Raw genomic sequence first — 26,858 nt, 5'->3', positions numbered from 1 at the left:
GGTCAACTGCCAAACCAGCCGCGCACCAGATCGGGCAACGGGACCGACCGGCCATCAACACTGCTCACCCACACCACTTTGGAATAGCCCTCTGCCGCCATGGTGTCCGGTTGGGATGCGGTGTAGACCTTGTACTTGACCATAAAGCTGGAACGCCCCGGCTCGCTGATAAAGACGTCAATACGCAGGGTCTCGGGGTGGAAAATCGGGCGCAAAAATGTGCAGCCAATAGTGACGACTACTGGGTGGGTATCACTTTTGAGGGGTAGCCCTTTCTCCAGCATCCACATAAAACGCGCTTCCTCAAAGTAGCGAAAGTAGAGCGTATTATTGACGTGGCCATAGGCGTCCATATCGCCCCAGCGGACGGGAATGTCGCAGGAAAAAAACGGTTGTGATTCATCATGGCTCATTGGTTTCTACTCCTTTATGCGGTCTGTTTGGCCATAAAACTCACCTGCATGCTGCCTAAACCAGCATAGTCGATCCGGATATCGGTGTTGAGTGGCACTTCAATCACCCCGGCATAGGAACCGGTAATCACTGCCTGTCCGGCGACTATGCCCTCCCCCCTGCTGCGCAGGAATTCGGCCAGCCAATAGAGCGGCGCGCGCGGATGGGTATTAGGGTGCTGCCCCTGCCGCTCGATCACTTCGCCAGTGGCGCAGGTCATGGTCACTGTAAAGCTGCTGGCGCCACGGGCGCTGGCGCAATCCACCTGCGGGCCGATAAACAGGCCCTGGTTAACGAGACCATCGGCGAGCATTTCAGGGAATTCACAGCTGGCCGGGTCGGCGTAGCGGCTGTTGATCAACTCCAATGCCATATGGGTGCGGACGATGGCGGCATCAACTTCGGTGGGGGTATATGGCTCAGCGCGCGCGGGTAAATCCTGGCCGAAAAAGAACGCGAGTTCAGGTTCTATACGTGCTCGCTCGCCCTCAGCCGTGGTTTTAGTCCAGAGGCTGACCGGTGGTACAGAGTCTATGGTGCGGGTGTAAATCGGGCCGACAACCAACTTATCTTCCGGTGGTAACAGGCATTTCCAGCCACCGATGCTGTCGTCCATTTTTTCGCACCACGCATCAGTGACAGCGGCCTGAATAGCCAGCGCCTGGTCCAGATTTTGTGGGCGGTAGTGTTCAGGCAATCGCTCAGACTGACTGCCACTAATACGGCGTTCAACCAAAATAGCGGCCGCCTCGGCAGCGGGGAAATCGTTCATAAATCATTACTCAATTTGGTGGGAGATGACCTGCAGCATACCGATCAAAAATCACTTACACCATAAACAAAAAACCCCTCGAAAGGGGTTTTGGCTGCCGCTGATCCAGCTGTTAGTGGTGCGGCGACAGCTCATGGGCGATGTGTTTGAGGTCATCGCTGGACTCAATAATATTCGCCACGGTGGTATAGGCTTTTTCCGGATCAAGATGCAAATCTTCAAACACCTGCGGAGGAATTGCCAATTTCGGTCCGCGGCCAATATTGTGCTGGTGCAACAAGCGCTGTGCGACAAAGATCAGCTTCGCGTAAGCAGCGTACTCACCCTGGTAATGCGGATTGTTCTGGTGGCGCAAGCCCACTACTACTTCCTCCGGCATCGACCACAGCGACATCAACGCTGCCCCTAGTTGCTCGCGGGTAACGCCGAGCAAATGGCGCTCTACGGCTTGATGATCCACATGGGGATTGGTATCCGCCAGTTCGCAGTAGTTGTGGAAATAGGGTGGAAACACCTCTGCGAGAATCAGGTAGCCGAAGTTATGCAGCAGGCCGCACAGGTAGGCCATACCAAAACTGGGGCGGTGGTCGCGCGGAATGGCAGTTACCAAACCTTCAATCGTGGCTGCCATATACACCGCTTGCTGCCAGTAAGGCAGTGCACCGTGAGGGCCTTCTTTGGGGATGGTCATGGCTTTACCAAGCGACAAGCCCAGCGCCAGATTGAGCACCATGTCAAAACCCAGCACCCGCACTATGGCGTCGTGGATGGATTTGATTTTGCCCGGCGCCGAATAGTAAGGCGACGCTGCCCAGCTCACCACTTGCGCGGCAAGGCTAGGGTCAGTCTCCACAATTTGGGCGAGATCGCTGATATCGGCATTGGGGTTAACACGCAGCTTGATAATGCGCTGGGCAGTATCCGATAAAGGCGGTAATTCGAGGGTTTCCTCTAAGCGCTGCTTCACCCGCAGTTGGGTGAAATTGCGCACTGCACCGAGGATCTGATCGGTATCGCTGGTACTGGTATCGTCCACCTCCAGCGGCTCAAGCGGCACGGCTATATCGCAAATAGTCGCATCATCCATAATTTGCTGGAATTCTTCGCGGCTAAAACGCAGCAGCTGTTTCTCATCGCCCGAATCGGCCAAGAGTTCACTGCGCTCAACCAGACTGCGGTCGATCAGCGTCAGCAGGCCGGCGAGCTTGGGAAGCGCAGGTATGGATTGCAGATTGTGGGATACACAGAATTTATGGACATCCTCCGGTTTGGCGGCATGGAGTTCGCGGCTTAATTGACGGTTGACCGCCTTGAGATCCAGCAGGCGATCCGCTGCAAAAATCACCTGTACCCGACCTTTGCCGTCCTGCAGGATTACTGACTTAGCTGCGCTCATAGTACGTAAATGCTGGTCATGCCAGAGCGCTCGTTCATTCTCATTCACTGGCACTTCAGACACCTGATAATGCACATTTTGCTTGTTGAGCAATGATTGAACACTGGTAGGGACTGACACGGCCTACTCCTCTTTTTAATTCCAAGTGGTTGATATGCATAGGTTTAAATGACTCTGGGCCGCTTTAGTCTGACGAGTGTAATCCAGTAAAAGCAATTCTCATATAGTCAAACAACATAATTGGCGGAGCGCATTGTTTCCCGGCAGACGATCTATCCAAGCATAGTCGAGATTTAGGGGTGCACAGGGCAATCTGGTGGAAGATATCGATAACTCGGTCAAAAAATGGAACAATTCTCATCCACAGGAAGAAACATCCGCCAAATCCTTATAAGCCAATCGTTATACCTGTAGATAGCGTTGGTTTTCACCCAACCAGCGCAACACTAACTGGCCGCACAGCTGTGGATAATCACTCATTAATAAGAGCGCGGCATCTTTGACTTCGGGTAGTAAATGACTGTCGCGCTGCAAATCGGCAATTTTGAATTGCATTTCACCGGTTTGGCGGGTTCCCAACACTTCTCCAGGTCCACGCAGCAGTAAGTCCTGTTCGGCGATATAAAAGCCGTCGCTGCTTTCACGCATCACCCGCAAGCGCTCGCGGCTGTTGTGCGATAGTGGCGAACCGTACAACAGCACGCAGTGGCTCGCCGCCGAACCGCGCCCTACGCGGCCACGCAGCTGATGCAATTGCGCAAGACCAAGCCGTTCGGGGTTTTCGATAATCATAAGGCTGGCGTTGGGCACATCCACCCCCACCTCAATCACCGTAGTGGCGACCAATAAATCTAATGTATTAGCCTTGAACGCCGCCATCACTGCCTCTTTTTCCGCTGGCTTCAACCGACCGTGGATCAGGCCGATACGCAGATGCGGCAAGGATTCCGTCAGATTGGTCAAGGTCGCCTCGGCTGCTTGCGCCTCTAGCGCATCGGACTCTTCGATCAACGTGCACACCCAGTAGGCCTGCCGCCCCTGCTCGCAGGCCAGACGCACCCGTTCGATCACCTCTTCTCGGCGATTATCGCTGATCACCACCGTGGTAATCGGCGTGCGTCCGGGAGGGAGCTCGTCGATCACCGAACAATCGAGATCGGCGTAAGCGCTCATCGCCAAGGTGCGTGGGATAGGTGTAGCAGTCATTATCAACTGATGCGGGCGAAGCAAGCCGGATCGCCGATTTTTCTCTCTATTGGTACCTTTTTCCGATAACGTAAGGCGCTGATGAACACCAAAGCGGTGCTGCTCATCGATCACAATCAAACCCAGATTCGCAAACTCTACCGCCTCCTGAAATAGTGCGTGAGTGCCAACCACCACCTGCGCTTCACCGCTGGCGATAGCCGCCAGCTGGGTGCGCCGCTCAGCCACTTTTAACTTGCCGGTCAGCCAGCCAAGTTGGATGCCGAACGGCGTCAGCCATTTGCCAAAATTGAGCCGATGTTGCTCGGCGAGGATTTCGGTCGGCGCCATAATCACCGCCTGTTTACCGCTGGCGACGGCAGCCAAAGCCGCAAGTGCCGCCACTACCGTCTTACCGGAGCCTACATCGCCCTGCACTAGCCTAAGCATGGGGATAGGTTTGGCCAGATCGGCGGCAATTTCACTGACGACGCGGCTCTGGGCGCGAGTTAGGTTGAAGCCCAACTGCGCCAAAAAGCGGGCCTGCAAACTCGCATCCAAATTCAGGCGGGTAGCGCCGTCGGCCTGGGTTTCTCGGCGCAACAGCAATAGGCTCAGGTGATGCGCCAACAATTCTTCAAACGCCAAACGCTGCTGGTAGGGATGCTCAACATCCATCAACTGCTGGATATTGGCATTGGTCGGCGGCTGATGCAGATAGCGCAAAGCATCGGCAAGCGAAGACTGGTTCAACTGGCGGCGCACCACATCGGGCAGCAACTCTTTAAGCGCGTGCGTATCGAGCCATGTCAGTGCCTGCAGTGCCAGTGAGCGCAGGCGTGGCTGGGTCAGGCCTTCGGTGGCTGGGTATATCGGGGTGAGCGACTGCGCCAGCGGCAGGGGCGCCGCTGCGCTCAACTCATCGTATTCGGGATGGTACATCTCCAGTCCCGAGGCGCCGCGGCGCGTCTCACCAAAAATCCGCAAACGTGTGCCGCTCACCAACCGCTGCTTTTGCGCATTGTTGAAATGGTAGAAACGCAGCGTGATTGTACCGGTGCCATCCTGCACTTTACACACTAGGCTGCGGCGCTTGCCAAAGACGATATCGCAGGCGCGCACCTCCGCCTCGATCACCGCATTGACGTTGGGCTGCAGGGCGCCAATCGGTGTGATGCGGGTGCGGTCTAGGTAACGCAAAGGCAAATGCAGAAGGATGTCTTGCAGGCTAAATAGGCCTATCTTCGCCAATTTGGCAGCCAAACTGGCGCCAACGCCCTTCAGAGCACTGGCGGGGATTTGGTCGAGGGTTCTCTCGCTAGCAGATGCCAAAGTAGATATTACTCGCCAGGATCAGTGGCGGCAGGCTTTAATCGCCGCACGCAAGGCATCAATCGCTTTATGGCGCGGAAAGCTGGCGCGCCAGGCAAGTGCAACTGTACGACTGGGTGACGGTTCAATAAACGGGCGGGTGACCAATACTTCTGAGCTGTAGAGCGAACTCTCGGCGGCCGAGGCGGGCAATATAGTCAGGCCGAGGCCCGAGGCGACCATATGGCGCAGGGTTTCCAGTGAACTGCCCTCGGCGGCGGTGCGCACGTTGCTGGCGTTGGCCTCGCCGTGATGTTGCAGGCTCGGGCAGGTAGTGAGCACCTGGTCGCGGAAACAATGACCTTCACCAAGAAGCAACAGCTGTTGATCATTCAGGTCATCCGGTTTCAGGGCTTCTTTGGCGGCGAGCGGATGGTCTTTAGGCATCAGCACCACAAAGGGTTCTTCATAAAGGGCTTGGGTAACCACATCCGGCTCAACGAATGGCAGCGCCACAATAATCACATCCAACTCACCATTGCGCAGTTTTTTGCGGAGGTTGTGGGTGTAGCCCTCTTCTACATAAAGCGGCATTTTGCTCGCTAATTTTTGCAAATGGGGGATAAACTTGGGCAGCAAATAGGGGCCGATAGTGAAAATCGCGCCGACCGACAGGGGGCTGCTAAGTTGGTCTTTACCGGCATCGGCGAGGTCTTTAATGGCCGCTGTCTGCTCGAGCACCAGATTCGCTTGCGCTACGATTTGCTCGCCGAGCGGTGTGGGCTGCACGCGCGATTTGGTGCGCTCGAACAGCGCTATGCCCAGCTCATCTTCCAGTTTTTTAACTGCAATACTCAGGGTCGGCTGGCTTACGTAGCAGCGATCGGCCGCGCGGCCAAAATGTTGCTCCTGGGCAAGCGTGACTATATAGCGCAATTCGGTCAGGGTCATAATGCAGCTCCGTTACTAAGACTTCTGTGAATAGCCTAAAACTATCAGATTGGCGACTTTTATCAAATGACAATTAACGCATCTTCACAAGAAAAGCTATTAATCATCGGTTGTGGCGATATCGGCCAGCGCCTCGCACAGCAACTCGCCTCTCATCACTATCGGATTACCGGCCTGCGCCGCCAACCGCCGGAAGATTTACCCTACCTCCAGTACCGCGTGTGCGATGCCACCCAGACCGGGCAACTCGACGCCCTGCTCGGCAGCGAAGCGTTTGATGTCATCGTGATCAGCATGACGCCCGCCGAGCGCAGCGATGGAGGTTATGAACAAGCTTATGTGCAAACTTGCCGCAATCTCGTGACGGGATTGAAACAACACCAACACCAGCCGCGTTTGATCCTGTTTGTCTCCAGTACCGCCGTGTACGGACAAAACGACGGCAGTTGGGTCGATGAATCATCGCCCACCCAACCCGAAAACTTTAGCGGCAAGCGCTTGCTGGAGGCGGAACAGGTGATACGAGAAAGCGGCTTCGCCCACAGTTGCGTCCGCTTCAGCGGGATTTACGGCCCCGGCCGCAACCGTTTGATTGAGCAGGTGAGGCAACACCGCGCATCGGCCAGCCCGCACTACACCAACCGCATCCATGCCGATGATGGCGCCGGAGTGCTCGCACATTTGATCGAACTGCAGCACAAACAAGATCTTGCGCCGGTTTATCTAGCGACGGACTCATCACCCACTCCGATGGTTGAGGTCGTCAACTGGATTGCCAGCCAATTGGGAATTGTGGATTTTTTTGCATCCGACGCCGTCAATGAACGCGGCAATAAACGCATTAGCAACCGGAGTTTGTTGGCGACGGGTTATTCATTTCTCTACCCGGATTTCCGCTCGGGCTATAACGGACTCATCAACTTATAGATATAAAAAACCCGGCACACTGGCCGGGTTTTTCGTCACACGCGCAGTAATTAATTGCGTGTTTCAGTCTTGGTCACTGCAGTAGACACCTGGCCTACTACACGACGGTTCTGCTCGCGGCCAGCTGCATTCATATTGTCTGCAATCGGTTTGGCTTCGCCGTAACCAATCGCATTAACACGATCTGCACCTATACCATATTTGGTAATCAATGCCGCTTTCACCGAGTCAGCACGGCTTTGTGACAGCTTTTGGTTGTAGGCATCAGAACCCTGGCTGTCGGTGTGACCTTCAACAGTCACAACGGTATCAGCATATTGGTTCATAAAGGTTGCCAAATTGGCTACTTCGCTTTCAAATTCAGGTTTGATAATCGACTTGGCGGTATCGAAGGTGATGTTCAATTCGATGGCTACACTTTCGGTCAATTTCAGTGAACAACCCACTGCATCCACTTTGTGCGTTTTGGGGGTATCAGGGCATTGGTCTTTAGAATCCAATACACCGTCGCCATCGCTATCTGCTTCTACCGGTGCAGCAACAACAGGAGCAGCGGCGACAGGTGCTGACTCACCACCAAAAACAAAACCAATACCAGCAGTTACGGCTAAATCGGTGTATTCATTGTCGAGGCTGTTAAAGGCACGCACGTCGGTGCGGAACTGCCAGCTATCGCCCAAGCTGCGCTTTATACCAGCACCCAGGTTGAGCAGGGTGTCACGCTCGGAAGACGGATCGGCAGCGTTGAATTCACGCTCCTGATCGCCCACGCCAAAGGCGACATAAGGGCGCCATGCGCTCTCGGTATTGATGTGGTAAAGCATATCTAAACGGTATTGGGTGCCATCTACATCGACACCACCGGATTGGGTTTCGCTGTCCCAGCGACTTGCTACCAAATCCAACATCCAGTTTTCAGTCAGGGCAAAACCAACACCAAGACCCCAAGTGTTGGCATCTTCCAGTGAGTCTTCAAAAAATGTACGGCCAGCGTCAGCATGGATTTCTACTTTGTGGTTGTCGGCACTGGCGCCAGTTGAAATTACTGCCGCAATAGCAGCTGATAAGGCAAGTACGTGTGTGTGTTTCATAGCCATTTGTTCTCCGTAGAAAATAGCGAGGTTCCAAAAGACAATCTGATTCCCTCGATTGATTAGTTGCTAAAGCTGTTAAAACGTATCTGTTGTAAATCTATCAATAGTTACCGATCTAAAAGCTGATTGTCTGCAGAAATCCGTTTCATGATTATTTTCAGGTGGTTACCTTAGCAAATTAAGGCAGTTTATGCCAATTTACGATGTTTTTTTGAACAGCAGATCCCACACGCCATGACCGAGGCGCTCCCCACGTTTTTCAAACTTGGTGATCGGACGGTAATCCGGCCTCGGTGCGTAGCCGGTTTCGCTAAACTCGGTAGCAAAGCCTGGCGCAGCATTCATCACTTCCAACATATGCTCGGCGTAGGCCTGCCAGTCGGTCGCCATGTGGAATATGCCGCCGGGCGCGATTTTAGGGCGGAGTTTCTGAACAAAGGCTGACTGGAGTATGCGGCGTTTGTGATGTTTCTTCTTATGCCAAGGATCGGGAAAGTAGAGCTGTAAACGGTCAATAGCAGCATCGGGAATACAATCTTCCAGCACATCCATGGCATCGGCCATGTATACGCGCAGGTTGGTAAGTTTTTCCTGCCCCGCTACGTTAATCAGGCGGCCAACACCGGGCGGATGCACTTCAATGCCGATAAAATTTTTATCCGGCTCATTGCGCGCCATCTCCAGCAGAGAATCGCCCATCCCAAAACCGATTTCCAGTACCAGCGGCGCCTTGCGGCCAAACACCTGCTCCGGATCAATGGGCCCCTTGAATAAGCTCAGACCAAATACCGGCCACCAGCTATCGAACGCATTTTTTTGGCCGACAGTAATGCGCCCGGCGCGGATCACAAAACTGCGGATCGATTTGGGTTTAAATTCGGGCTTAATTAAAAACCCTTCCTCGCCGGACTCAACATCGGGCGTTAACTCAGGTAATTCGGACATAAAGGCTACAAGTTATAAAGTAAAAGAAATCAATCGGCCGAACTGGTCCGCCATGCAGAAATCGTGAGCAGCAACCAACCAACCAAAAAACAGAGTCCGCCCAACGGGGTAATTGGCCCCAACCAACGCGGAGCACCCAGCGCCAACGCGTAAAGACTGCCACTGAACAGTAGGGTGCCCAGTATAAAGGCTAGGCCAGCGGCTTTTAACCCTGATGCAGCAGGTTTCTGTTTAAACCAAAGTGCAACCAGCATAAGCACAAGCGCGTGATACATCTGGTACTGCACACCGGTTTTGACCACCTCTATCATCTCCGGAGCGAGCATTTGCTTGAGACCATGCGCTGCAAAAGCACCTATAACAACTGCGAAAAAACCGCTAACAGCGGCGATCACCAGAAAAAATCGCGCCACAATATCACCTTCAAAAATACGTTTTATAAATGGGCAGACAATAAAAAAGCCGCGCTAAGCGCGGCTTTTCAGGGTGCTATTGGAGCGAGAATTAGGCTTCCATCATCATGGTTTTGACTTTGTTCATGGCATTCTTTTCGAGCTGGCGGATACGCTCGGCTGATACGCCATATTCTGCAGCTAGATCGTGCAGGGTCGCCTTGTCATCATTCAACCAGCGGCGCTGCAGGATGACACGGCTGCGGTCATCCAGTTTTTCCATCGCCTTTTCCAAGCCATTGACGTTGGACTCTTCCCAATTGGATTCTTCCAAGCGCACAGCGGGATCATAGCGATTGTCTTCGAGGTAATGTGCCGGCGCTACATAGCCATCATCTTCGTCGTCTTCACCAGCGTCAAACCCTGCGTCATAGGACGCTAAACGACCTTCCATTTCGCGCACTTGTTTGACGTCAACACCCAGATCTGCCGCGACCGCATGGGCTTCATCATTGCTCAACCAGGCCAAACGCTTTTTGGCGCCGCGCAGATTGAAGAACAATTTACGCTGGGCTTTGGTGGTGGCGATTTTAACGATGCGCCAGTTTTTCAAGATAAATTCGTGAATTTCGGCTTTGATCCAGTGCACGGCAAACGATACCAAACGCACGCCTTTGTCCGGATCGAAACGTTTAACCGCTTTCATCAGGCCGACATTGCCTTCCTGCACCAGATCGCCCAGTGGCAGGCCATAGCCGTTGTATGAGCGGGCAATATGCACCACAAAGCGCAGGTGCGCCATAACCAATTTACGGGCGGCATCGAGGTTGCCATTGGTGACCAAATCGCGTGCCAGCTCCTGCTCCTGCTCAACGGAGAGAATAGAGAAGCTGCTGACTGCCTGAACATAGGCATTCAGGTTTGCACCAGGGGCCAAAATGCCGATAGGTTGCAGACTTGTGCTTGTGCTCATGTTTACCTCCAATTTCAAGATTGCCCGAGTGTATCACCCGCCTATTGGTTCCGCCAGCACCCAAAAAGTTCACTTTACGCGGATGTTGCACTCTCAATTGGCGCGATAGAAAACATCTATCAACGCGGCTGGATTTGGTACAAATGCCGCGCCACTGCGATCCAGGCTCCTATTAATCCGGTAAAACCGGCGATCAGAATTAATTGCAGGCTCTCAATAAAGCCTAGCCCCTGTAAACGAAAACTACTTTGATACAGATCAGCAAGCTGGGTAACAGGCGCCGATAACCACCAAAATCCTAACGCCAGCAATATTGCCGCCAGTATTCCACCGCCCACGCCAAACCAAAGGCCGGTGTAAAGAAAGGGGCGACGGACATAGGCATCGGTCGCACCGACCAGTTTGACGACGACAATTTCATCGCGCCGATTTTCTATCGCCATACGAATAGTGTTGCCAATTACCAACAGCACTCCTAAGGCCAGCAGCCCCGCAAGTGCAACCACAAAGCGCTCGGCGACAGTAATAAATTGATGCAGGCGCTTAACCCAGAGCATATCGAGACGTACATCGGCCACCAGCGGATCAGCCACCAGCGCTTGTTGCAAGGAGGTGAGCGCATCGGGCGCATTGCCGCCAATTTTGGGTTTGACCAAAATCACCGCTGGCAATGGGTTTTCATCGAGATGATTGGCCAGCTCGCCCAAACCCGAACCCAATTTGAACTCTTCCAGCGCCTGCTCAGGTGATACGTAGGTAGCCTGGACAACATCCGGTCGCTTCGCCCAGCGGCTGCGCAGATCCTGCGCCTGACCGGCACTAGCTTCCTTTTTCAGGAATACCGAGATCTGGCTGGAGTCCTGCCAGCTCTGGCCGATTTGCTGCACATTGCTAAACACCACGAAAAGCGCGGCCGGCAGGGCGATGGCGATGGCGATTACCAGCCAGGTCATCAGGCTTTGCAGCGGCGTGCCCAGCATGCGCAACAGGCTTTCAATTGCCGAGTTGCTGTGATGCGCACTCCAAGCATCGAACTTGTCGCGCCAGGACATCTGGCTCGACACCGCACCTTGCGGGCGGACATTCTCTAATCGTGGAGGCGCCTCGCGACGCGGGCGCTCGTTGCGCGGTGTAGCACTGGCACCCATACGATTGGGGCGGCGCTCGGGTTTTGAAGGACGATTCGATTTCACCAGAGCACCCCATCGTGGACCAGTTTGCCTTGCACGAGGCCCAATACCCGTTTGTTCATGCGCTTGAGCAATTCCACATCGTGGGTGGCGATCATTACAGTCGTACCAACTTCGTTGAACTGGCGGAATAAGGTCATGATTTCATTGGATAATTCCGGATCCAGGTTACCGGTTGGTTCATCTGCCAATAACAAGGTGGGCTTGTTGACCACAGCGCGCGCGATACCGACACGCTGCTGCTCTCCGCCCGATAAGGTCATAGGATTGCTGCGCTCTTTATCGAGCAGATCCACCTTATCAAGTGCCGCGCGCACCCGTTTGCCGATTTCCTGATGAGGATAACCGGCCACCTGCAATGGCAGGGCGACGTTGTCGTAGACAGTGCGGTCAAACAGCAGCTGGTGATTCTGGAACACCACGCCGATATTGCGGCGGAAATACGGCAGCTGGCTTTTCGGCATACGCGCCAAGTGATGGCCATCCACAAATACATTGCCATTGGACGGCTGCTCCATCAGCAGAATAAGCTTCATCAAGGTACTCTTACCGGCTCCTGAATGCCCGGTAAGGAACAGCATTTCTCCTGACTCCACCTCAAAGTCGACCCGCGCCAAGGCTTCGTAGCCGGTGTCGTAGCGCTTGCTTACAGTTTCAAATCGAATCACAACAAACCCTGTTTGCTAAATTATTAGGAAGCATCAGATTGGTTAACTTCAGTTTTGGTCAAAAAGTGCCTTGATAAATGCCTCAGCCGCAAACGGCTGAAGGTCGTCGATGGATTCACCGACACCGATAAACCGCACCGGCAGCGCAAATTTTTTGCTCAGTGCAAAGATCACCCCACCCTTGGCGGTACCATCAAGTTTGGTCAGTACCAACCCGGTTACTCCAGCCGCATCACGGAATTGCTCGGCCTGATTGACGGCATTCTGGCCAGTGCCCGCGTCCAACACCAACAACACTTCATGCGGCGCTGAGCCATCTACCTTGGCCATCACCCGTTTGACCTTGGACAGCTCATCCATCAAATGGTTTTTATTGTGCAAACGACCAGCGGTATCGGCGATGATCACATCAATTCCACGCGCTTTCGCCGCATTTAACGCGTCATAGATAACTGAGGCCGAATCTGCTCCTGTATGTTGGGCAATCACCGGAACATTGTTGCGCTCGCCCCAGACTTGCAGCTGTTCGACCGCCGCAGCGCGGAAAGTATCCCCTGCCGCCAACATGACTTTTTTGCCCTCGTTTTGCAGGCGCTTGGCGAGTTTGCCGATAGTGGTGGTTTTACCCACACCATTCACGCCTACAACAAGGATGACATAGGGCTGTTTGCTGCTGTCAATCACTAGGGGTTTTTCCACCGGGCGCAGCAGGTCAGTGAGCTGGTCGCGCAGCGCTTTATAGAGCGCATCGACATCGTTGAGCTGTTTGCGCGCCACGCGTGCAGTCAGGCTGTCGATAATTTCCGTCGTTGCCTCCATCCCCACATCGGCGACCAATAGCTGGGTTTCCAGCTCTTCAAACAGCTCATCATCGATGGTTTTACGGCCGAGGAATAAATTGCCAAGCCCTTCGGCAAAGTGGCTGCTGGTACGGCTCAATCCCTGTTTGATGCGCGCAAAAAAGCCGAGTTTGGCGGGGACTTCTGGCGCCGCTTCTACTTGCACTTGCGCAGCGACGATCTCCGCTTGCACAACGGCCGTTTCAGCGGGCGCCTTTTCGGCGGCTGGCGGCGCATCAGCGGTGGGCGTTGCGGTATCGGGCTTATCGGATTTTTTAAACAGATTGAAAAACATAGTGTTGGTCTGGGTCTTAACCTGAGAGATGGATGCTGTGCCCGGGCAGATAGGGTTTCTGCAAATCCGGCAAAGGCGCTATCCTACCACTTCTGATCTACCGGTAGAGAAATGCCTTGCCCAAACCTGTCGCAAAATCATCCAAACCCAAGCCGGCTGGCAGCAACCAATTGCGCATCATTGGTGGCATCTGGCGCGGACGCAAACTCAGTTTTCCCGACGTCAATGGCCTGCGCCCGACTGGCGACCGCATCCGCGAAACCTTATTTAACTGGCTGGCGCCGGATATCCAGGGCGCACGCTGTCTCGACCTGTTTGCCGGATCGGGGGCGCTGGGCCTGGAAGCACTATCGCGAGGCGCAACGTCCAGCTTGCTGCTGGAGAAACACGCCGCAGCTGCGCAGCAACTCAAAAGTAATCTGCAATTATTACAGGCCGACAATGGCCGGGTCGAACAGGTGGACAGCCTTCAATGGCTCAAGCAACAACCGCCCAAACCATTTGATATTGTTTTTATCGATCCCCCCTTTGCGCTCGAATTGTGGGAGCCTATTGCTGCTGAGTTGGAAGCACAGGATTGGTTGAGCGATGCGGCAGTTATCTACCTTGAAGCACCACGCGATGCCCAATTGCAACTGCCCGGCAACTGGCAATTGCACCGTGACAAACAGGCCGGCCAAGTTAGCTTCCGCCTGTACCATCGCCACACTCTGGACGATAGCAACTAAACTGTATCTGCTGCGATGGTGCTCGCGCTGGCTAGTGACCAGTGAATTTTGTACCATGCGCGCCTCGCCTATCGGCCTCCACCACGGAATACTCCTATGCGCACAGTGGTCTACCCAGGTACCTTTGACCCCATCACCAATGGCCATATCGATTTGGTGGAGCGCGCCTGTCGCCTGTTCGACAATGTGATACTAGCGGTGGCGGCGAGCAATCGCAAAAATCCCTTATTTACGCTGGATGAGCGGGTCGCACTGGCCAAGGAAACTCTTGCCCATCTCCCCAATGTGACGGTTTGCGGTTTCGATATTTTGTTAGTAGAGTTTGTCCGCCAGCAGAACGCCCAGGCGGTATTGCGCGGGCTGCGCGCCGTATCCGACTTTGAATACGAATTCCAGTTGGCGAATATGAACCGCGCGCTGGCGCCGACCATGGAAAGTATTTTCCTCACCCCGGCCGAACATCTTTCTTATATCTCTTCTTCTATCGTGCGTGAGATTGCCTTTCTCGGCGGCGATGTCAGCAAGTTTGTCGCCGCCCCGGTAGAGGCTGCACTGAAGCGCAAATTCGGCAAATAACCCGCCGCCTTTACTGATCGATTATTTCTGGCAAGCCACACAATACACAGTGGTGCGATCATTCATTCGCACCTCTTTAAGCGGCTTTTTACACCGGGTGCAGGGCTCGCCACCGCGCCCGTACACCAGTAACTGCTGTTTGAAGTAACCGGGCTTACCTTCGCCGCCGACAAAGTCGCGCAGTGTTGTCCCGCCCTGGTTAATCGAGCGCTGCAATACAAATTTGATATCGCGCACCAGATCTTCACAATTTTTTTGTGTCAGCGAACCCGCCTTGCGGATGGGTTTGATACCCGCCATAAACAGGGATTCATTGGCGTAGATGTTGCCCACCCCAACAACGATTTTACTGTCCATGATGAACTGCTTGATCGCCTGGCTGCGCTTGCGAGTGCGCTCGTACAGATAATCTGCCGTGAAGCCATCGGTCAGCGGCTCCGGCCCCAAATCGGCCAGCAGTTTGTGCAACTGCGGCTCGCCGTCCACCCAGAGCAAACAACCAAAGCGGCGCGGATCGCAATAGCGCAGAGCACGTTTGCCAAATACCAAATCAAAATGGTCGTGGAATGATGGTGGCTCGTCGGTGTTAACGACGCGCAAGCTGCCCGACATGCCCAGATGGATAAGGGCATGGCCATTGCCAAAATCGAGCAGCAGATATTTGCCGCGCCGCATTGCATTCACCAGCCGCCGCCCACTGACCAACTCCGCCAGCTCAGGTGGGATTGGCCAGCGCAAGCGCGGCTGGCGAATGACAATCTCCGTCACTTTTTGCCCAAGCACATGGGGACTGATACCGCGCAGGGTGGTTTCGACTTCGGGTAACTCAGGCATAGGAATTCCTGTTTTTTATCGCTAATGGTCACATGCTAAATGGCTAATAGAAGTAAATCATCGAATTTGGCGCAAATTTCATCAAAATAAGCCGAAATATTCTCTCTGTGACGTTGAAATACACAAAACCCTAGCTAGAATTCTGAATGTGATGTGCATCACAAACAAATGAGAACCAATTCGCATTTTTAGGAGAAATTGGCCTACAAGTTGCTGATTCGATGATGTTGGCAAAAATCCAGCGGTAACGGATAAGTGCCAAATGTGTGTATGACTGTTTGGACAGCTTATTAGCCCGACGCCGTCGCGGCCTCTTTACCTTCTGGAGTGTTGAATGAAAAACCTGTTTACCGCGTTGCTTTTCCCGCTGTTGTTAGCCACATGTGCTGCACAAGCACTGCCGATTGTCTCTTTATCCAATGCGGGCGATGTGACTAGCTCAGTCGCCGGCGCAACGACGATTGATTTTAATTCCGGTTGCGGTTATGCCAGCTGTAGCGGTGACTTTGCCCTTGTCACTGGTAATCAGAGCGGGAAATATGCGCAACCCTTTGGCGTCAACTCACAATATTTGACAGTGCCCAACCCAGCGCCCACCACCCAAAGTGCCATTTTTAACTTAGGTACTGCAGCGGATTATTTTGGTATTTTTTGGGGCTCAATCGACAGCTATAACTTCATCAGTTTTTATTTGAACAATAGCTTGGTAGCAAGTTATTCCGGCAGCGATATTGTGGGCCAATTTGCCAATGGCAACCAACTGGGTTACAGCTCCAACCGCTATATCAATTTTGATTTTGGCAGCGAGTCTTTCGACAGCGTTAAATTAACCAGCCATGGCTTTGCCTTCGAAAGCGATAACCACGCCTTTAAAAAGCTGGTCTCGGTTACCGAGCCTACCACGGCGCTATTATTTTTGCTGGGGCTGATTGGGTTGGCACTGGCGCGTCGTCAAGAACGCATTAGCCGCCAATAAATTAATACACGAAAAAAAACCGCTGCGGATTATCCTCAGCGGTTTTTTGTTGCTCAAGTATTCTCACCTATATCAGCTGCTTGCGCTAAAACGCATCATTAAATTCAATTGATTGGCAATGAGTTGAAATTCCTCAAATTGGCGCGCACTCAGTACACCGGTTTCCGCATCGGCATAAGCCAAGGCCATCAGACGCTTATTCAGTAACAGAGGGGCGAGAAAAATAGCGCCGGTAGCTCCCATCATCTGTAGAGCACCGATATCTTTCTGTACGCTGGATGGTTGATACCAGAGCGGTTGTTGGGTGCGCAAAAACTCGTGCAACAATTCACCTTTGTGTAATTGTTCAAGATTGATTTTAATGCGTTGCCGCCAGAGATGTGTTCCCTTGCCAACAACATAACGGACATCAAGCATTTTACTTTTATGATCCACGACCAAAATCGCCACCCGGGATATACCTGAGCCTTCATGCAATGCCGCAAGCGACAGCTGCGTAATTTTCGGGAAGTCATCCCCTGCTAACATTGCTTTGTGAATTTGGTTGAGTTGCTGTTGGAATAAATAATCAGGCTTTACCGCACTCTCTTCTTTTTGTTCTATTAGCGCTGGATCCGGCAAAGAACTGATCAATACTTCTACACCATAAATCTTGGCAATTACCGAAGCCTCATCCGCCATCATCAGTATTTGTTTTTTTGCATCGTCCAAAGAAATCTTGCACAGATTCGCCGTTTGTTGACAAATTTTTTGCATCTCCTGACTTTTCATTCCCCGCTGGATATAGGTGCTGATTTGGTTGCCTAAATTTACCGCGCGCGCGGCTGCGCTGGAGTGCACATGGTTTTCGCAGGCTTCGCTCAGCAGATCACCGAGTGTCCAGTCTTTAATTAAATGGCGCGATAGCAAACTGGTATCCACACCCAGATATTCCAACGCCAAACTGTGTTCGGCCTGTGGGTCCTGATCGCGCGCCTCAATAAAATTTTCTACCACTTTGCGCCCGGTAGAGATAAGCGCAAGTTCGCTAATATTGCGCAATAGCGCTGCAATAAATACTTGCTCTTTTTTATCGCCATCCAAAAACGGCACCATCGCTTTCGCCTGCACGGCGGCATGAAATGAGCGCGCCAAACTTTGGATCAATAAAGTTTTTGGCTTGCCCTTTAAAAAATTCTCAATCAACGTCGTCGCGAGAGTGATATTGCGCAGGTTGTCAAAACCCAAATGGACAATCGCGCGCGACACTGTTTTGATCGACGCAAATGATGGGTTGTAATGGACCGAGTTGGCGATCTTTAATACTTTGGAAGTGAGGTCAGCATCGCGCAAAATAATTTTGGTTAAATCCTCCGCGCGACATTTTTCATTTTCACTCAGCTCGCAGATCTCCCTTACCACCGCGTTGAGCGTCGGCAGTTCTTGTTCGGCTAGAGTGGTCATCCATTCCTCAAGCCCGCGAATTTCTGTCATAGGGAAAACCTGTGTTGGCGTGACTTTCGGCTCTGCGACTAGACGTTGGGTTGAGACTATTGACGCATTCAAACCTTGGACTCCAGCGCTACTGACTGCATTTGTTATCGATTATTGGCTTGAGTGTAGTTCAGGTCGCTGAATTCTGCCTTTTGGCACCTCAGATTCATTTCTTATTAACTGAAGGGAATTTCAGGCAATAAAAAACCCGGTACACAGACCGGGCTTTTTAGCGAAACCAACTATCAAGAATTGAACACTAAATTACTTGATTTTGCCTTCTTTGTAGACCACGTGCTTGCGCACAACTGGATCAAACTTTTTGATTTCCATCTTTTCTGGCATGGTGCGCTTGTTCTTGTCAGTGGTGTAGAAGTGACCAGTACCAGCAGAAGAGTTCAGACGAATTTTTTCGCGCATGACTATAGCTCCTAATTACACTTTGTGGCCGTTGGCACGAACATCAGCCAACACAGCGTCAATGCCACGCTTGTCGATGATACGCATACCTTTTGGAGTCAGGCGCAGAGTCACGAAACGCTTCTCAGCTTCCACCCAAAAACGGTGAGATTGCAGGTTTGGCAAAAAACGACGCTTGGTGTGGTTTTTTGCGTGGGAAACATTGTTGCCGGTAATGGGACGTTTACCAGTAACTTGACATACCTTGGACATTTTATTGCCTCATTAAAAATTCAGCGCGCTAAGCTGGACGCTGTGTTAGAACCGTAAAACAGACTAACAACCAGCCTAGAGCATTGTTGTAAGCAGCCTATTCTTTCCTAAACGCGGGTTAATTTCAGGGTTGGAGCAGCAAATCCCAAGGGAAATTTGCGCGGAAATGGCGCTCTTTTAATACGCCTTCACAACCCTGCCGCAAAGAGCCGCGTTTTATACCAAAACAGTCCTCCAATAGCAATGAAAAGCTGTTTTTTTAACCAAAAAAACTGGGCTACTCCAATTAATAGCGCGATTTCAGAGCAATCCCCGCTCTGCAAAGGAAATTACCTCGCTGTCGCCCACCACCATATGGTCGATCACCCGCACATCGATCAAGTCCAGCGCTGCCTGCAGGCGCTGGGTAATACGGCAGTCGGCTTGACTAGGTTCGGCCACACCACTGGGATGGTTGTGGCTTTTACAGAGCAACAGAACAGATCGGTCATTTAATGTTTTTGACGCCATCAGGCGTTTATATAGTGTAAGTGCTGAAACATTCAGTGTCGCCACTTGGACCAAGAAAATTTTCGGATCACTCGGTTAAAGTGAGGACTCTGGCTAGGAGGGCGCAGTGGTTTTGCAAAGGGGTAACACTGAATCCGGCAGAGCTGGCAGGGGGAATTTTGCTAGGCGGTCTGCATAAGCAGTGGGAGTATCATAAACGAGGGGTAAATGCTTTAGGGGGCGGAAGGATAAGGGCGCATACTGCAGGGGCCATAACAGCTGCCCGGTAAAAATAAAAAAGGCCGACAAAGGTCGACCTCTTGAATAGACTGGCCGGAACCGCCTGCGGGACTATGCTCCAAACCAGACGGGCGACCATTTATTACGGTGTGAGCGAAAAGCCCAATTTCGTTACTTTACTCATTCATGCTTAAATATTCCACACAAAACCCATGCACTGCATCGAAATTGTTACATCTTATCGAGGTTTGTAATTGACAGGTTCTTCGATGAACCCTAGCATAAAGTCGTTGCCCAAGAGGCCTTATTGTATTTTTCCCTCCTTCGAGGACTTGAAAGCCCAACCTAAAAGTTGGGCTTTCTTCGTTTTAGAGGAGCGCGCCAACATTCTAGTCCAGCGCCAGAAAATTCGCCGCTTCCCGAGGCTATATTTCTCAGAGGATTCCAGTTATGTAGGTCTCAGGATAAGGGAAGTGGACACGGTTAATTAAGAATTAACAGGCATTAGTTTGCTCACCTATCAAGTATTGGCTCAGATTTGCTTAATTAGTATACTTAACGCGTTGGCGCAGACCGGAACTCGAAAGGGGCGCCAATGTCGGGTTATAAGCCCCCTATGAGATTTTACTCACCAAATGTAAGCACTTCCGGATAATACGAAATTAAATTACCTTCGTCAGATAACACCTCATCCGTATGACCATATGTTTTTGCCCATTCCCATTGGATTGACTGTAGAAAACCTAGTGAACGTCTTTGTCGAAAACTACGAGTTAAGTCTAATAGCAATGGATAAGGAAGCAATTTACCCTTTACCTTTATTCTGTGAGATTCAAATATCATGAGACAATAGTGAATACTTCTAGGTTGTGATGCAGCATATTCAATTATTCGATCAGCCACCATGCTGGGATGCAAACTGGTATTATTTTCATTGATTAAAATTAAAACACCAGTGGCTAGGTGCGGAAGACTTTCGAATTGTTTAGCTATTTGTTTGTTGGCATCGCTACATACTTTTTTAATTCGCGTTGTCATTTTATTTTGGATTTTAAGCTTAAGTGCGTTCTCCTCATCTAGATTTTCCGTAAATCCTGCCGATGATAAAGTTCCAAAGATGACCACCCCTTTATCAGATAAATATTCATCGATTACAGCAGCACCTTTAGTCATCTGGTCGGCATTAAGCGACTTTATCTCTGCCACAATTTTTCGATCAGCCAAGTAATAATCAGCCATTTTGGGGTCGTTTGAACCTGGGGTATGAAGCAAATCAATAGATTCAGCGCCAACTGTAAGCTCTAGAAATTTTGTAAAACGAGATTCAAGTGATTCCGCCATAAAAAATCCTAACAACCTATTAGGTGACCGACGACATAAATAAAAGTTGGAAAACGAATATGCTACCTACATCGAGTATTGCGGATTGATGAGGTTTATATCATCAACAAAAAGCAGGCATAAGCAAGCCAATGCCGCCAACCAGCTCATGAATTCCTGACGCATCATCTCGGTATACTGTTTATGTATATCAATAAAAAACAACCAAAAAATATTGAGGTTAGCAAACTAAATTACCTGTATCTTTTTCCAGAATTTAGTTATTTATTGAAGCAATGACTTATGTAAATTAGGTGCTGATATAAACCACTCATAGAATCTATCAAGATCATCCGACTTCACAACAATTTTCGACTCTTTTTCTATCCGGGATGTTATTGTGGGGTGCAGAAGAATTTCTGTGCCATGCACACTTTCAATCATCGCTGCTTTACACAGATGCCGGTATGGGATAAACGATTTTGAATCAAAAAAGTAATGGCACGCTCTAATATGGCTTTTATGATCAATGCATAAATGCTCTGACAACGGAATCCCCAAGATTAATATTATTTTTTCTACTATTCTTAAATCACTCTCAGATTTAATTCCAAAATTATGGGCACTAACAGCAAGCGCAGTATTTTTCCACCACTTTCCATCCATCCTGGTTCGCCAACTCGCCGATTGAAAGTACCTTACGATAGATTTCTTTAGCTTTAGTTGTCGCTCATTAAAATCTTCATCATACATTGATTTCAGCCTGAGTATATCCTCGTCCTTGTCAAAGGTCGGCCAAACAGGTTTCACTAACATTTGAAAATTTTCAAAGCTATCTGGCCGTTTAGTTGTTAGCAGTTTTTTTGCTGACAATAATCCCTCAGACCTTAATCGATCCCTTAATACAGCTTGTAGCTTTACTGAATCAACGAAATATATATTTCCAGAATCAAATGTTAGATCATCCACAGGAACATTGATTGATTGCCAAGATGTTTTTATAGCTTTGTCATTTATTTCGGGATATTCGTATACTGCTGTAAGGATAAATTTCCCGCGCTTAACAGATTCAGCAGCTAATTCTTTAGTAAAGATGTATCTATTTCCTCGATTGGAATATGCTATATCCTTATGAACCTGCCGAAAATCAATAGACTCATTTTCGTCATCACTCGTATGACCTCTAGAATTAGAAGTAACCCATAAAATATATGCTTCGCGCTCTTTATGTATCTCATGTCTTTTCAGTATTCTTAAAGGGCTTTCTCCACGCAATTGAATTTCTATTGCGATTTCTTTCCCGCCGAAGGTGGCAAGTAGGTCAGGCTTGGTTCTTTCATTTGTTTTAGGGCTATAGACAAATTTTTTATCAATGGAAATAATCGTCCAACCATTTAGTTGATTTAATGTATTTGCTATTAACTGTTTTAGCTCATAGTGCCTAAATCCTTCTTGAACACCCTGATATATTTCCGCCTTTGATGGGCTGTCATATCTCCACTCACATTGCACATCAGGTGTATGCCTGAAAAAATAGTAATGGCCGTGTAAACTATCAGGATCTGATCGACAGGAAAGTATGACTACATGCTTGCAGCGGTAACATCTGAATCGCTGTTCTCGCAAATTATTAAGCCTGACATAAGCCAACTCGTCTTTTGCATATAAATAATTCATCCCAATTATCGAGACATGTTCATTTGTCTTCGAATCAATAACTATTGGGATTTGAGGGATTTTGGTGGTTGAGGACCAGCTATTCATTTGAAATCCTATTTGTATACACACTTACGTCCTGACAACTCTTCAAGCTAAAACTGCTTAAGGTAACGCTGAAAGAACCTCGTCCACAGTAAACCACCCATTGGCAATAACCTGCTCACGAACAGCTGCGGTATTAGAAGAATAGGCCACGAGCGCCAAACCTGACTGGGCCCTACTGCACGTTACATAGAATAGTCGCCGAGTACGATCAAAGGATGTTTCTTTGCCCTCCTGCGCATTTTTTATGTCGGTAGCAGTAGGGGCTTTAGCACCTAACAGCTTTTCATAACCGAACAAGAAACCTCGGGCTTCTTCATCGTCCATGAGAACCATCACGCGCTCGAACTCCAAGCCTTTCACCCCCTGATGAGTATCAAATGGAGCCTCACCTGCTACATAAGCAGCATATGGTGCAATTTCCGAAAATGAGCAATCCAGAAATTTAACAAGAGCAGCAATTTGATCACTTAGTGGATCAATTGCATCATCGCCAGGTGTTACTGTTAATACGGTTTGCTTTGCAGCCAAAGCAGCTTTGAGGCTGTCGGGAATCATGAATAGGTTGCTACTAGCAAGACTTTCGGTAATCGCAGCACATGAGGGTTCGCCGTTAGCCCAAAGTGTCATTAAGTTATCGATTGCAACTTGGGTGGCTCGAAGTTGTGTTATCGGATTATCACTGTGCTTCAAAACGTCTTCACTCAGCAAGGGGGAGTGCTCTCTCACCAGCTTTGTTGCAAAAAACTTATCTCCTTTCTGCTGCGCAGCGACGAGAGGTAATACGTATTGGGTAAATAATTGTGTAGGAGCAAAGCTTCCATCGAGAAACCCCGTGCGATATTCATCCACCGAGGCAATCGCTTCAAACATATTTTCAAAACCCATGCGCCGAGCGGACATGTGATGCTCTAAGGCCAAGATTTTGCATTTACTAGAGTCAGACCAATTCTGATCACTAGTTAGTGTTGCCATGTAATCTCGTACTCGCTGTTCTAACGCAGGTTTGTTTGGTGTATCAACGGAGAAGATAAATAACCTTACCCAACCCTCTGGCCTATCGTCCCGCGGCACCTGTTTATGATCATCGACACTGGCTCGAATTTGGTTGATAAGCTTCACGATACGATGAGGGGAGCGATGGTTTAGCTTTTTCTCTGGCGTTGCCCAATTCTGAGGGATTTCATTTTCGATTCGCTCTTTACCATCCGGGTAAATACGCTGCATCGTGTCGCCGATCAACCCCAAGCAAAAACGGTGAGAATGAACATTCTGTACAGCAAATAAAGCGTCGATGAGCCCCCGACTGGTATCTTGACTCTCATCAATTATAAGAAATGGAAATCTTTCAACGAACATACGCTGCATAAGCGGTTTTATAAGCAGAAACGTTGAAAAAATTTTTATAACTTCGCTGTGGTTTAGTGCGTTGCGCTCGCCATTATCTCCACTGGGACTGTAAGTAAATGCCTTAATTTCTTCGAGTCGATCCAATCGGCGCTGCTTAGACTGAATCTGAGCCTGACGAGCAGCAGATGCTTTAGTGCCAGGTCGTCCCTTTGCCTCTTCGTGCTGAAGCTCGGTAATTTCATGCGTCAAATTATCTTTCAACCAAGCGCGGATATCTGTGTTGAACCCTTGCACTTGCGACCAAGCAAAACTGTGGATAGTGCTTACAACAAATAGCGGATCGTACTCGGTTCGTCGTTTTATTTCATCGCATGCTGCGTTCGTATAAGTGATAACAGCAACTTGCCGTCCACGTAAACGGAGGAGGTCACGATAGGTTTTCGCTAAATACTTCAGCGCATTTACCAATGACCGTGTTTTACCCGAGCCAGCGCCAGCAAATAGAAAGAAACTCGTTGGTTTTTCCAGATTGAGAAATCCAGCCAATGCTTCGTCTACATGATCATCGAGTGTAACGTTCGACTCCATTATGAAATCATTACTCATGCAACAATCTCCTTCGCAACAACAGCTTCCTCGATTTGTTCCTCACCTGCTACCTGTAAAAGCCCAAGCTCAACTTGCTTGTGCTCAAGCTGAGCGGCTAACCATAGCAGTCCTTCGCGAATGTAAGCTGGAGGTTTTAGAGCAAGAGGGTTTTCAAGTTCAAGCAAGTCCAGTGCAAATTCAGCTTTCCCTCCAGAGCTGAGAGCAGCTTTGAGTGTCGCCCCCAAGTCAGCAAGATCAACGCTATCAGTAATGGCAGCGCGAAATTTAGCTATAAGTCCAACTCCAGGCAGCGCACCAAACATATCAATATTCGCCATTACTATTGCATCTTCCAAAGTGTAGGAAAGGGCCTCAGCAGTAGCTCCTTTGAAGGTTACTTGGGTGGGTGACTGATAAGCGACGCGTATAGAGAAATGTTGCTCACCGTATATTTTGGCCTTATCGCCTTCAGGTTTGTCTAGCAAAGGATCAAGTTCATTGCATACTGGCCACCATGTCCGTAGTGTCGCATTGCGTGTTGTAAAGCCTGAGTTGCGAATCGGTGGAGCACTATCGCCCGCAACGTTGCACGAGTCGATATCGGTGATAACTAACGTAGTGAGTCCAATTTTTTCGATCAGACTTCTGAGCCTATGAGCATGGCTACCGCCAATTTCCAGCCAAGTGATATAACCCTCAGAGAGCTTTGCAAACTCGGCATGATGGTTTACAAAATGGGGAACCAAGATGCGTTCGGCCGGCCCCTCTATCAAGACCGCAGCATCTGCAAAAAATAGGTCGCAATGCGTAACCCGCAAATAGCGGGTGACAAAGCGTTTCGTGTCTTGGTCGGCTCCGAAAGCATTTTCAAGGTTAACTACACATGAGGTTGGAATCGAATTTTCGCCGTTTGGTAAGCGGCGAAAATAACGTAGTGAATCAAATTCACACTCATGAGCTATGTGGCTCGAATGCGTACTAACCACCATCTGCGTTACTAAATTCTGATTCGCAGCAAGATCGACATGATTGCGTAAGATTTTGTGTGCCTGGCGAATGAAAACCTGCTGAACCTGGGTGTGAAGATGCACTTCAGGTTCTTCGATCAGAACTAGGTGTAAGGGTGGAATAATCGTATCGTCTAAAACTTTGTGCTTGGCTTTACCAACTCGCATCCAACTGTCACGGAAAGCCATGAGACGAAAGACCATAGAGATCAGATTCTGATAGCCGAGCCCATTGGAATCTTCCGGTAGATAAAGATTTATCGAGGTTTCGCCATTATGGACGGGCACAACAAATTGAACTGCGGCATCGTGATTCAATCCCTCTACTGGACGCAACCTAGTCGAAATGTTCAACTTAGGATCCGTAACACCAGGATAGCCAAGCGTATGCATTTCTTTGAGCGGATCCTTGAATCCATCACTCAGTCGTAGATTAAAGACTTTCTGTGCCTCTTCAATTGCCTTGAGTGCGAGGAGATCTTGCGCGTCCGGATTTTCGTAAGGGTCAAGATGACGAGCATAATACTGGCGGAGCTGAACTGACAGTTTTCTTGACCCACTGATGACATCTTCATTGTCATCGCTACTACTCTCACCTGCTACACCAAATCCGCGTTGAGCACTGATCTCATCAATGCGTATAAGACCGCGAAAGGGATCACCATCAATTGGGTCGCTTCCATTTAGTACCTGCGGTCTAGCAATACCGTGTAGCGGTTCGACACAACTGGCGGGGTCAAGCACATAAGCCTTAACAGTGAAAAAAGCCTTCAGCCGACGCTGCAGGAACTCGACGAGCGTTTGAGGCCAAATTGTTATCTGAAAATCCGCAGCAGCGTTGCCTTGCGCTACCGCTAGTGCAGCAGCTGCCTCTTGCAATGCTCGTGCTTGAGATCGTGCTGACAAATATTCCTGCTGAAGTGTCGCTGTGTGCCGTGGCTCCAAACGCATGCGCACACCAAGCCGTCCACCGTCCCAATCAAGAGTAGGTAGAATTTTCTGAACATAGTGAATTTCATTTTCAGCAACTTGAAGCCACACATCCAAGAAGGGTAAAACCTGATCCCATCGGGGATCTGGTAAAGGCTGATTCGCAATATGCAGGTCTTCCCACTCCGCCCCCATCGCATTGATAGTTGGCCAGTGGGATAGCGTGAAGTCATTGAAACAAAAGCTTGATCGTTCGCGGTCAACAAGGAAATATCGGAGCGCCGTGATAGCTGATGTTTTACCACTATTGTTAGCACCAACGAAAACGGTTCTTTCTGAAGACAGCCCCACGCGAGTCGATAATAACTTTCTAAAATTAGCAATCTCAATGAATTCGATTCGCATGGCTTGCTCCTCAGCCTTAGTTATATATAAATAATTGTCTCAATATCTATGAATGATTAAATTTGAATTCATCAAGGATTGAATAAGATAATTCAGTCACTTCGGTATTGCCATTACA

Annotated in this window: 25 protein-coding genes; 4 read left to right on the top strand and 21 right to left on the bottom strand. The window is 49.9% G+C overall.

The genetic code is table 11. The features are described from left to right. Positions 1-2: 2 nt before the first annotated feature. The 5 genes from B4E62_RS09710 to B4E62_RS09690 all read right to left on the bottom strand — a co-directional run bounded on the left by B4E62_RS09710 (position 3) and on the right by B4E62_RS09690 (position 6,068). A complete protein-coding gene (locus tag B4E62_RS09710; RefSeq protein ID WP_331351914.1) occupies positions 3-413 on the bottom strand; it encodes a thioesterase family protein in 411 nt (136 codons plus the stop codon). Positions 414-427: 14 nt separating this feature from the next. Continuing rightward, complete coding sequence (locus B4E62_RS09705; RefSeq protein WP_331351913.1) at positions 428-1,225, bottom strand: hydratase; 798 nt, start codon at positions 1,223-1,225, stop codon at positions 428-430. A 112-nt stretch (positions 1,226-1,337) separates the two neighbouring features. After that, on the bottom strand, positions 1,338-2,741 hold the full coding sequence (locus B4E62_RS09700; protein ID WP_310068778.1) for an HDOD domain-containing protein: 1,404 nt from the start codon (positions 2,739-2,741) through the stop codon (positions 1,338-1,340). 282 nt (positions 2,742-3,023) lie between these two features. Then, positions 3,024-5,147 carry an ATP-dependent DNA helicase RecG gene (gene recG, locus B4E62_RS09695; RefSeq protein ID WP_331352040.1) on the bottom strand — a complete coding sequence of 708 codons (2,124 nt, stop codon included), beginning with the start codon at positions 5,145-5,147 and terminating at the stop codon, positions 3,024-3,026. Between the two features lie 12 nt (positions 5,148-5,159). Beyond that, on the bottom strand, positions 5,160-6,068 hold the full coding sequence (locus B4E62_RS09690; RefSeq protein WP_310068780.1) for a hydrogen peroxide-inducible genes activator: 909 nt from the start codon (positions 6,066-6,068) through the stop codon (positions 5,160-5,162). A 66-nt stretch (positions 6,069-6,134) separates the two neighbouring features. Between B4E62_RS09690 and B4E62_RS09685 the strand changes: the two genes are divergently transcribed. Beyond that, complete coding sequence (locus tag B4E62_RS09685) at positions 6,135-6,995, top strand: SDR family oxidoreductase (RefSeq protein WP_331351912.1); 861 nt, start codon at positions 6,135-6,137, stop codon at positions 6,993-6,995. Between the two features lie 50 nt (positions 6,996-7,045). On the opposite strand, the gene B4E62_RS09680 is transcribed toward B4E62_RS09685, so the two are convergent. The 7 genes from B4E62_RS09680 to ftsY all read right to left on the bottom strand — a co-directional run bounded on the left by B4E62_RS09680 (position 7,046) and on the right by ftsY (position 13,391). Further along, positions 7,046-8,086 carry an OmpA family protein gene (locus B4E62_RS09680; RefSeq protein WP_331351911.1) on the bottom strand — a complete coding sequence of 347 codons (1,041 nt, stop codon included), beginning with the start codon at positions 8,084-8,086 and terminating at the stop codon, positions 7,046-7,048. Between the two features lie 201 nt (positions 8,087-8,287). After that, complete coding sequence (gene trmB / locus B4E62_RS09675; RefSeq protein WP_331351910.1) at positions 8,288-9,034, bottom strand: tRNA (guanosine(46)-N7)-methyltransferase TrmB; 747 nt, start codon at positions 9,032-9,034, stop codon at positions 8,288-8,290. A 29-nt stretch (positions 9,035-9,063) separates the two neighbouring features. Continuing rightward, entirely contained in the window at positions 9,064-9,447 is a 384-nt protein-coding gene (locus tag B4E62_RS09670; RefSeq protein ID WP_331351909.1) for a DUF423 domain-containing protein, read from the bottom strand. A gap of 91 nt (positions 9,448-9,538) precedes the next feature. Beyond that, on the bottom strand, positions 9,539-10,399 hold the full coding sequence (gene rpoH / locus B4E62_RS09665; RefSeq protein ID WP_331351908.1) for an RNA polymerase sigma factor RpoH: 861 nt from the start codon (positions 10,397-10,399) through the stop codon (positions 9,539-9,541). Between the two features lie 119 nt (positions 10,400-10,518). Beyond that, on the bottom strand, positions 10,519-11,592 hold the full coding sequence (ftsX, locus tag B4E62_RS09660; protein WP_331351907.1) for a permease-like cell division protein FtsX: 1,074 nt from the start codon (positions 11,590-11,592) through the stop codon (positions 10,519-10,521). Beyond that, on the bottom strand, positions 11,589-12,257 hold the full coding sequence (gene ftsE / locus B4E62_RS09655; protein WP_310068802.1) for a cell division ATP-binding protein FtsE: 669 nt from the start codon (positions 12,255-12,257) through the stop codon (positions 11,589-11,591). Before ftsE ends, ftsX begins: the two co-directional genes overlap by 4 nt. Positions 12,258-12,305: 48 nt before the next feature. Beyond that, positions 12,306-13,391 carry a signal recognition particle-docking protein FtsY gene (gene ftsY, locus B4E62_RS09650; protein ID WP_414633258.1) on the bottom strand — a complete coding sequence of 362 codons (1,086 nt, stop codon included), beginning with the start codon at positions 13,389-13,391 and terminating at the stop codon, positions 12,306-12,308. A gap of 116 nt (positions 13,392-13,507) precedes the next feature. Here ftsY and rsmD point away from each other — a divergent pair, with 116 nt between their 5' ends. Both rsmD and coaD read left to right on the top strand, forming a co-directional pair. Continuing rightward, positions 13,508-14,119 (top strand): 16S rRNA (guanine(966)-N(2))-methyltransferase RsmD, encoded by a 612-nt coding sequence (rsmD, locus tag B4E62_RS09645; protein WP_331351906.1) that lies wholly within the window; start codon positions 13,508-13,510, stop codon positions 14,117-14,119. Between the two features lie 96 nt (positions 14,120-14,215). Continuing rightward, a complete protein-coding gene (gene coaD / locus B4E62_RS09640; protein WP_310068811.1) occupies positions 14,216-14,695 on the top strand; it encodes a pantetheine-phosphate adenylyltransferase in 480 nt (159 codons plus the stop codon). A gap of 21 nt (positions 14,696-14,716) precedes the next feature. On the opposite strand, the gene mutM is transcribed toward coaD, so the two are convergent. Beyond that, positions 14,717-15,529, bottom strand: coding sequence for a bifunctional DNA-formamidopyrimidine glycosylase/DNA-(apurinic or apyrimidinic site) lyase (mutM, locus tag B4E62_RS09635; protein WP_310068813.1), 813 nt, complete (start codon positions 15,527-15,529; stop codon positions 14,717-14,719). Positions 15,530-15,863: 334 nt separating this feature from the next. Between mutM and B4E62_RS09630 the strand changes: the two genes are divergently transcribed. Beyond that, a complete protein-coding gene (locus B4E62_RS09630; protein ID WP_331351905.1) occupies positions 15,864-16,505 on the top strand; it encodes a PEP-CTERM sorting domain-containing protein in 642 nt (213 codons plus the stop codon). Between the two features lie 72 nt (positions 16,506-16,577). Here the strand turns inward: B4E62_RS09630 and B4E62_RS09625 are convergent, their stop codons facing one another. The 8 genes from B4E62_RS09625 to B4E62_RS09590 form a co-directional block, all read right to left on the bottom strand. Beyond that, positions 16,578-17,978 (bottom strand): HDOD domain-containing protein, encoded by a 1,401-nt coding sequence (locus B4E62_RS09625; protein WP_310068818.1) that lies wholly within the window; start codon positions 17,976-17,978, stop codon positions 16,578-16,580. 264 nt (positions 17,979-18,242) lie between these two features. Then, positions 18,243-18,398 carry a 50S ribosomal protein L33 gene (gene rpmG, locus B4E62_RS09620; RefSeq protein ID WP_007639321.1) on the bottom strand — a complete coding sequence of 52 codons (156 nt, stop codon included), beginning with the start codon at positions 18,396-18,398 and terminating at the stop codon, positions 18,243-18,245. 15 nt (positions 18,399-18,413) lie between these two features. Further along, the gene (rpmB, locus tag B4E62_RS09615; protein ID WP_007639320.1) at positions 18,414-18,650 is read right to left on the bottom strand and encodes a 50S ribosomal protein L28; all 237 of its coding nucleotides are present in this window, start codon (positions 18,648-18,650) and stop codon (positions 18,414-18,416) included. A gap of 300 nt (positions 18,651-18,950) precedes the next feature. Next, positions 18,951-19,205, bottom strand: coding sequence for a JAB domain-containing protein (locus B4E62_RS09610; protein ID WP_331351904.1), 255 nt, complete (start codon positions 19,203-19,205; stop codon positions 18,951-18,953). Between the two features lie 798 nt (positions 19,206-20,003). Next, positions 20,004-20,720 (bottom strand): hypothetical protein, encoded by a 717-nt coding sequence (locus tag B4E62_RS09605; protein ID WP_331351903.1) that lies wholly within the window; start codon positions 20,718-20,720, stop codon positions 20,004-20,006. A 264-nt stretch (positions 20,721-20,984) separates the two neighbouring features. Next, on the bottom strand, positions 20,985-22,463 hold the full coding sequence (locus tag B4E62_RS09600; RefSeq protein ID WP_331351902.1) for a DUF6035 family protein: 1,479 nt from the start codon (positions 22,461-22,463) through the stop codon (positions 20,985-20,987). A 57-nt stretch (positions 22,464-22,520) separates the two neighbouring features. After that, entirely contained in the window at positions 22,521-24,416 is a 1,896-nt protein-coding gene (locus tag B4E62_RS09595) for a UvrD-helicase domain-containing protein (RefSeq protein ID WP_331351901.1), read from the bottom strand. Then, positions 24,413-26,740 (bottom strand): AAA family ATPase, encoded by a 2,328-nt coding sequence (locus B4E62_RS09590; protein ID WP_331351900.1) that lies wholly within the window; start codon positions 26,738-26,740, stop codon positions 24,413-24,415. Before B4E62_RS09590 ends, B4E62_RS09595 begins: the two co-directional genes overlap by 4 nt. Between the last annotated feature and the right edge of the window lie 118 nt (positions 26,741-26,858).

Source organism: Cellvibrio sp. UBA7671 (assembly GCA_002483145.1).
In the GTDB taxonomy this organism is placed as follows: Bacteria; Pseudomonadota; Gammaproteobacteria; order Pseudomonadales; family Cellvibrionaceae; genus Cellvibrio; species Cellvibrio fibrivorans.
The sequence above is the reverse complement of the archived record's forward strand: the minus strand, read 5'-3'. Positions and strand labels throughout refer to the sequence as shown.

Bases quoted from the DNA above. Each gene is read 5' to 3' on its own strand.
- B4E62_RS09710 (WP_331351914.1), bottom strand. From the start codon at position 413: ATGAGCCATGATGAATCACAACCGTTTTTTTCCTGCGACATTCCCGTC.
- B4E62_RS09705 (WP_331351913.1), bottom strand. From the start codon at position 1,225: ATGAACGATTTCCCCGCTGCCGAGGCGGCCGCTATTTTGGTTGAACGC.
- B4E62_RS09690 (WP_310068780.1), bottom strand. From the start codon at position 6,068: ATGACCCTGACCGAATTGCGCTATATAGTCACGCTTGCCCAGGAGCAA.
- B4E62_RS09685 (WP_331351912.1), top strand. From the start codon at position 6,135: ATGACAATTAACGCATCTTCACAAGAAAAGCTATTAATCATCGGTTGT.
- B4E62_RS09680 (WP_331351911.1), bottom strand. From the start codon at position 8,086: ATGAAACACACACACGTACTTGCCTTATCAGCTGCTATTGCGGCAGTA.
- trmB (WP_331351910.1), bottom strand. From the start codon at position 9,034: ATGTCCGAATTACCTGAGTTAACGCCCGATGTTGAGTCCGGCGAGGAA.
- rpoH (WP_331351908.1), bottom strand. From the start codon at position 10,399: ATGAGCACAAGCACAAGTCTGCAACCTATCGGCATTTTGGCCCCTGGT.
- ftsY (WP_414633258.1), bottom strand. From the start codon at position 13,391: ATGTTTTTCAATCTGTTTAAAAAATCCGATAAGCCCGATACCGCAACG.
- coaD (WP_310068811.1), top strand. From the start codon at position 14,216: ATGCGCACAGTGGTCTACCCAGGTACCTTTGACCCCATCACCAATGGC.
- mutM (WP_310068813.1), bottom strand. From the start codon at position 15,529: ATGCCTGAGTTACCCGAAGTCGAAACCACCCTGCGCGGTATCAGTCCC.
- B4E62_RS09630 (WP_331351905.1), top strand. From the start codon at position 15,864: ATGAAAAACCTGTTTACCGCGTTGCTTTTCCCGCTGTTGTTAGCCACA.
- B4E62_RS09625 (WP_310068818.1), bottom strand. From the start codon at position 17,978: ATGACAGAAATTCGCGGGCTTGAGGAATGGATGACCACTCTAGCCGAA.
- rpmG (WP_007639321.1), bottom strand. From the start codon at position 18,398: ATGCGCGAAAAAATTCGTCTGAACTCTTCTGCTGGTACTGGTCACTTC.
- rpmB (WP_007639320.1), bottom strand. From the start codon at position 18,650: ATGTCCAAGGTATGTCAAGTTACTGGTAAACGTCCCATTACCGGCAAC.
- B4E62_RS09605 (WP_331351903.1), bottom strand. From the start codon at position 20,720: ATGGCGGAATCACTTGAATCTCGTTTTACAAAATTTCTAGAGCTTACA.
- B4E62_RS09600 (WP_331351902.1), bottom strand. From the start codon at position 22,463: ATGAATAGCTGGTCCTCAACCACCAAAATCCCTCAAATCCCAATAGTT.
- B4E62_RS09595 (WP_331351901.1), bottom strand. From the start codon at position 24,416: ATGAGTAATGATTTCATAATGGAGTCGAACGTTACACTCGATGATCAT.
- B4E62_RS09590 (WP_331351900.1), bottom strand. From the start codon at position 26,740: ATGCGAATCGAATTCATTGAGATTGCTAATTTTAGAAAGTTATTATCG.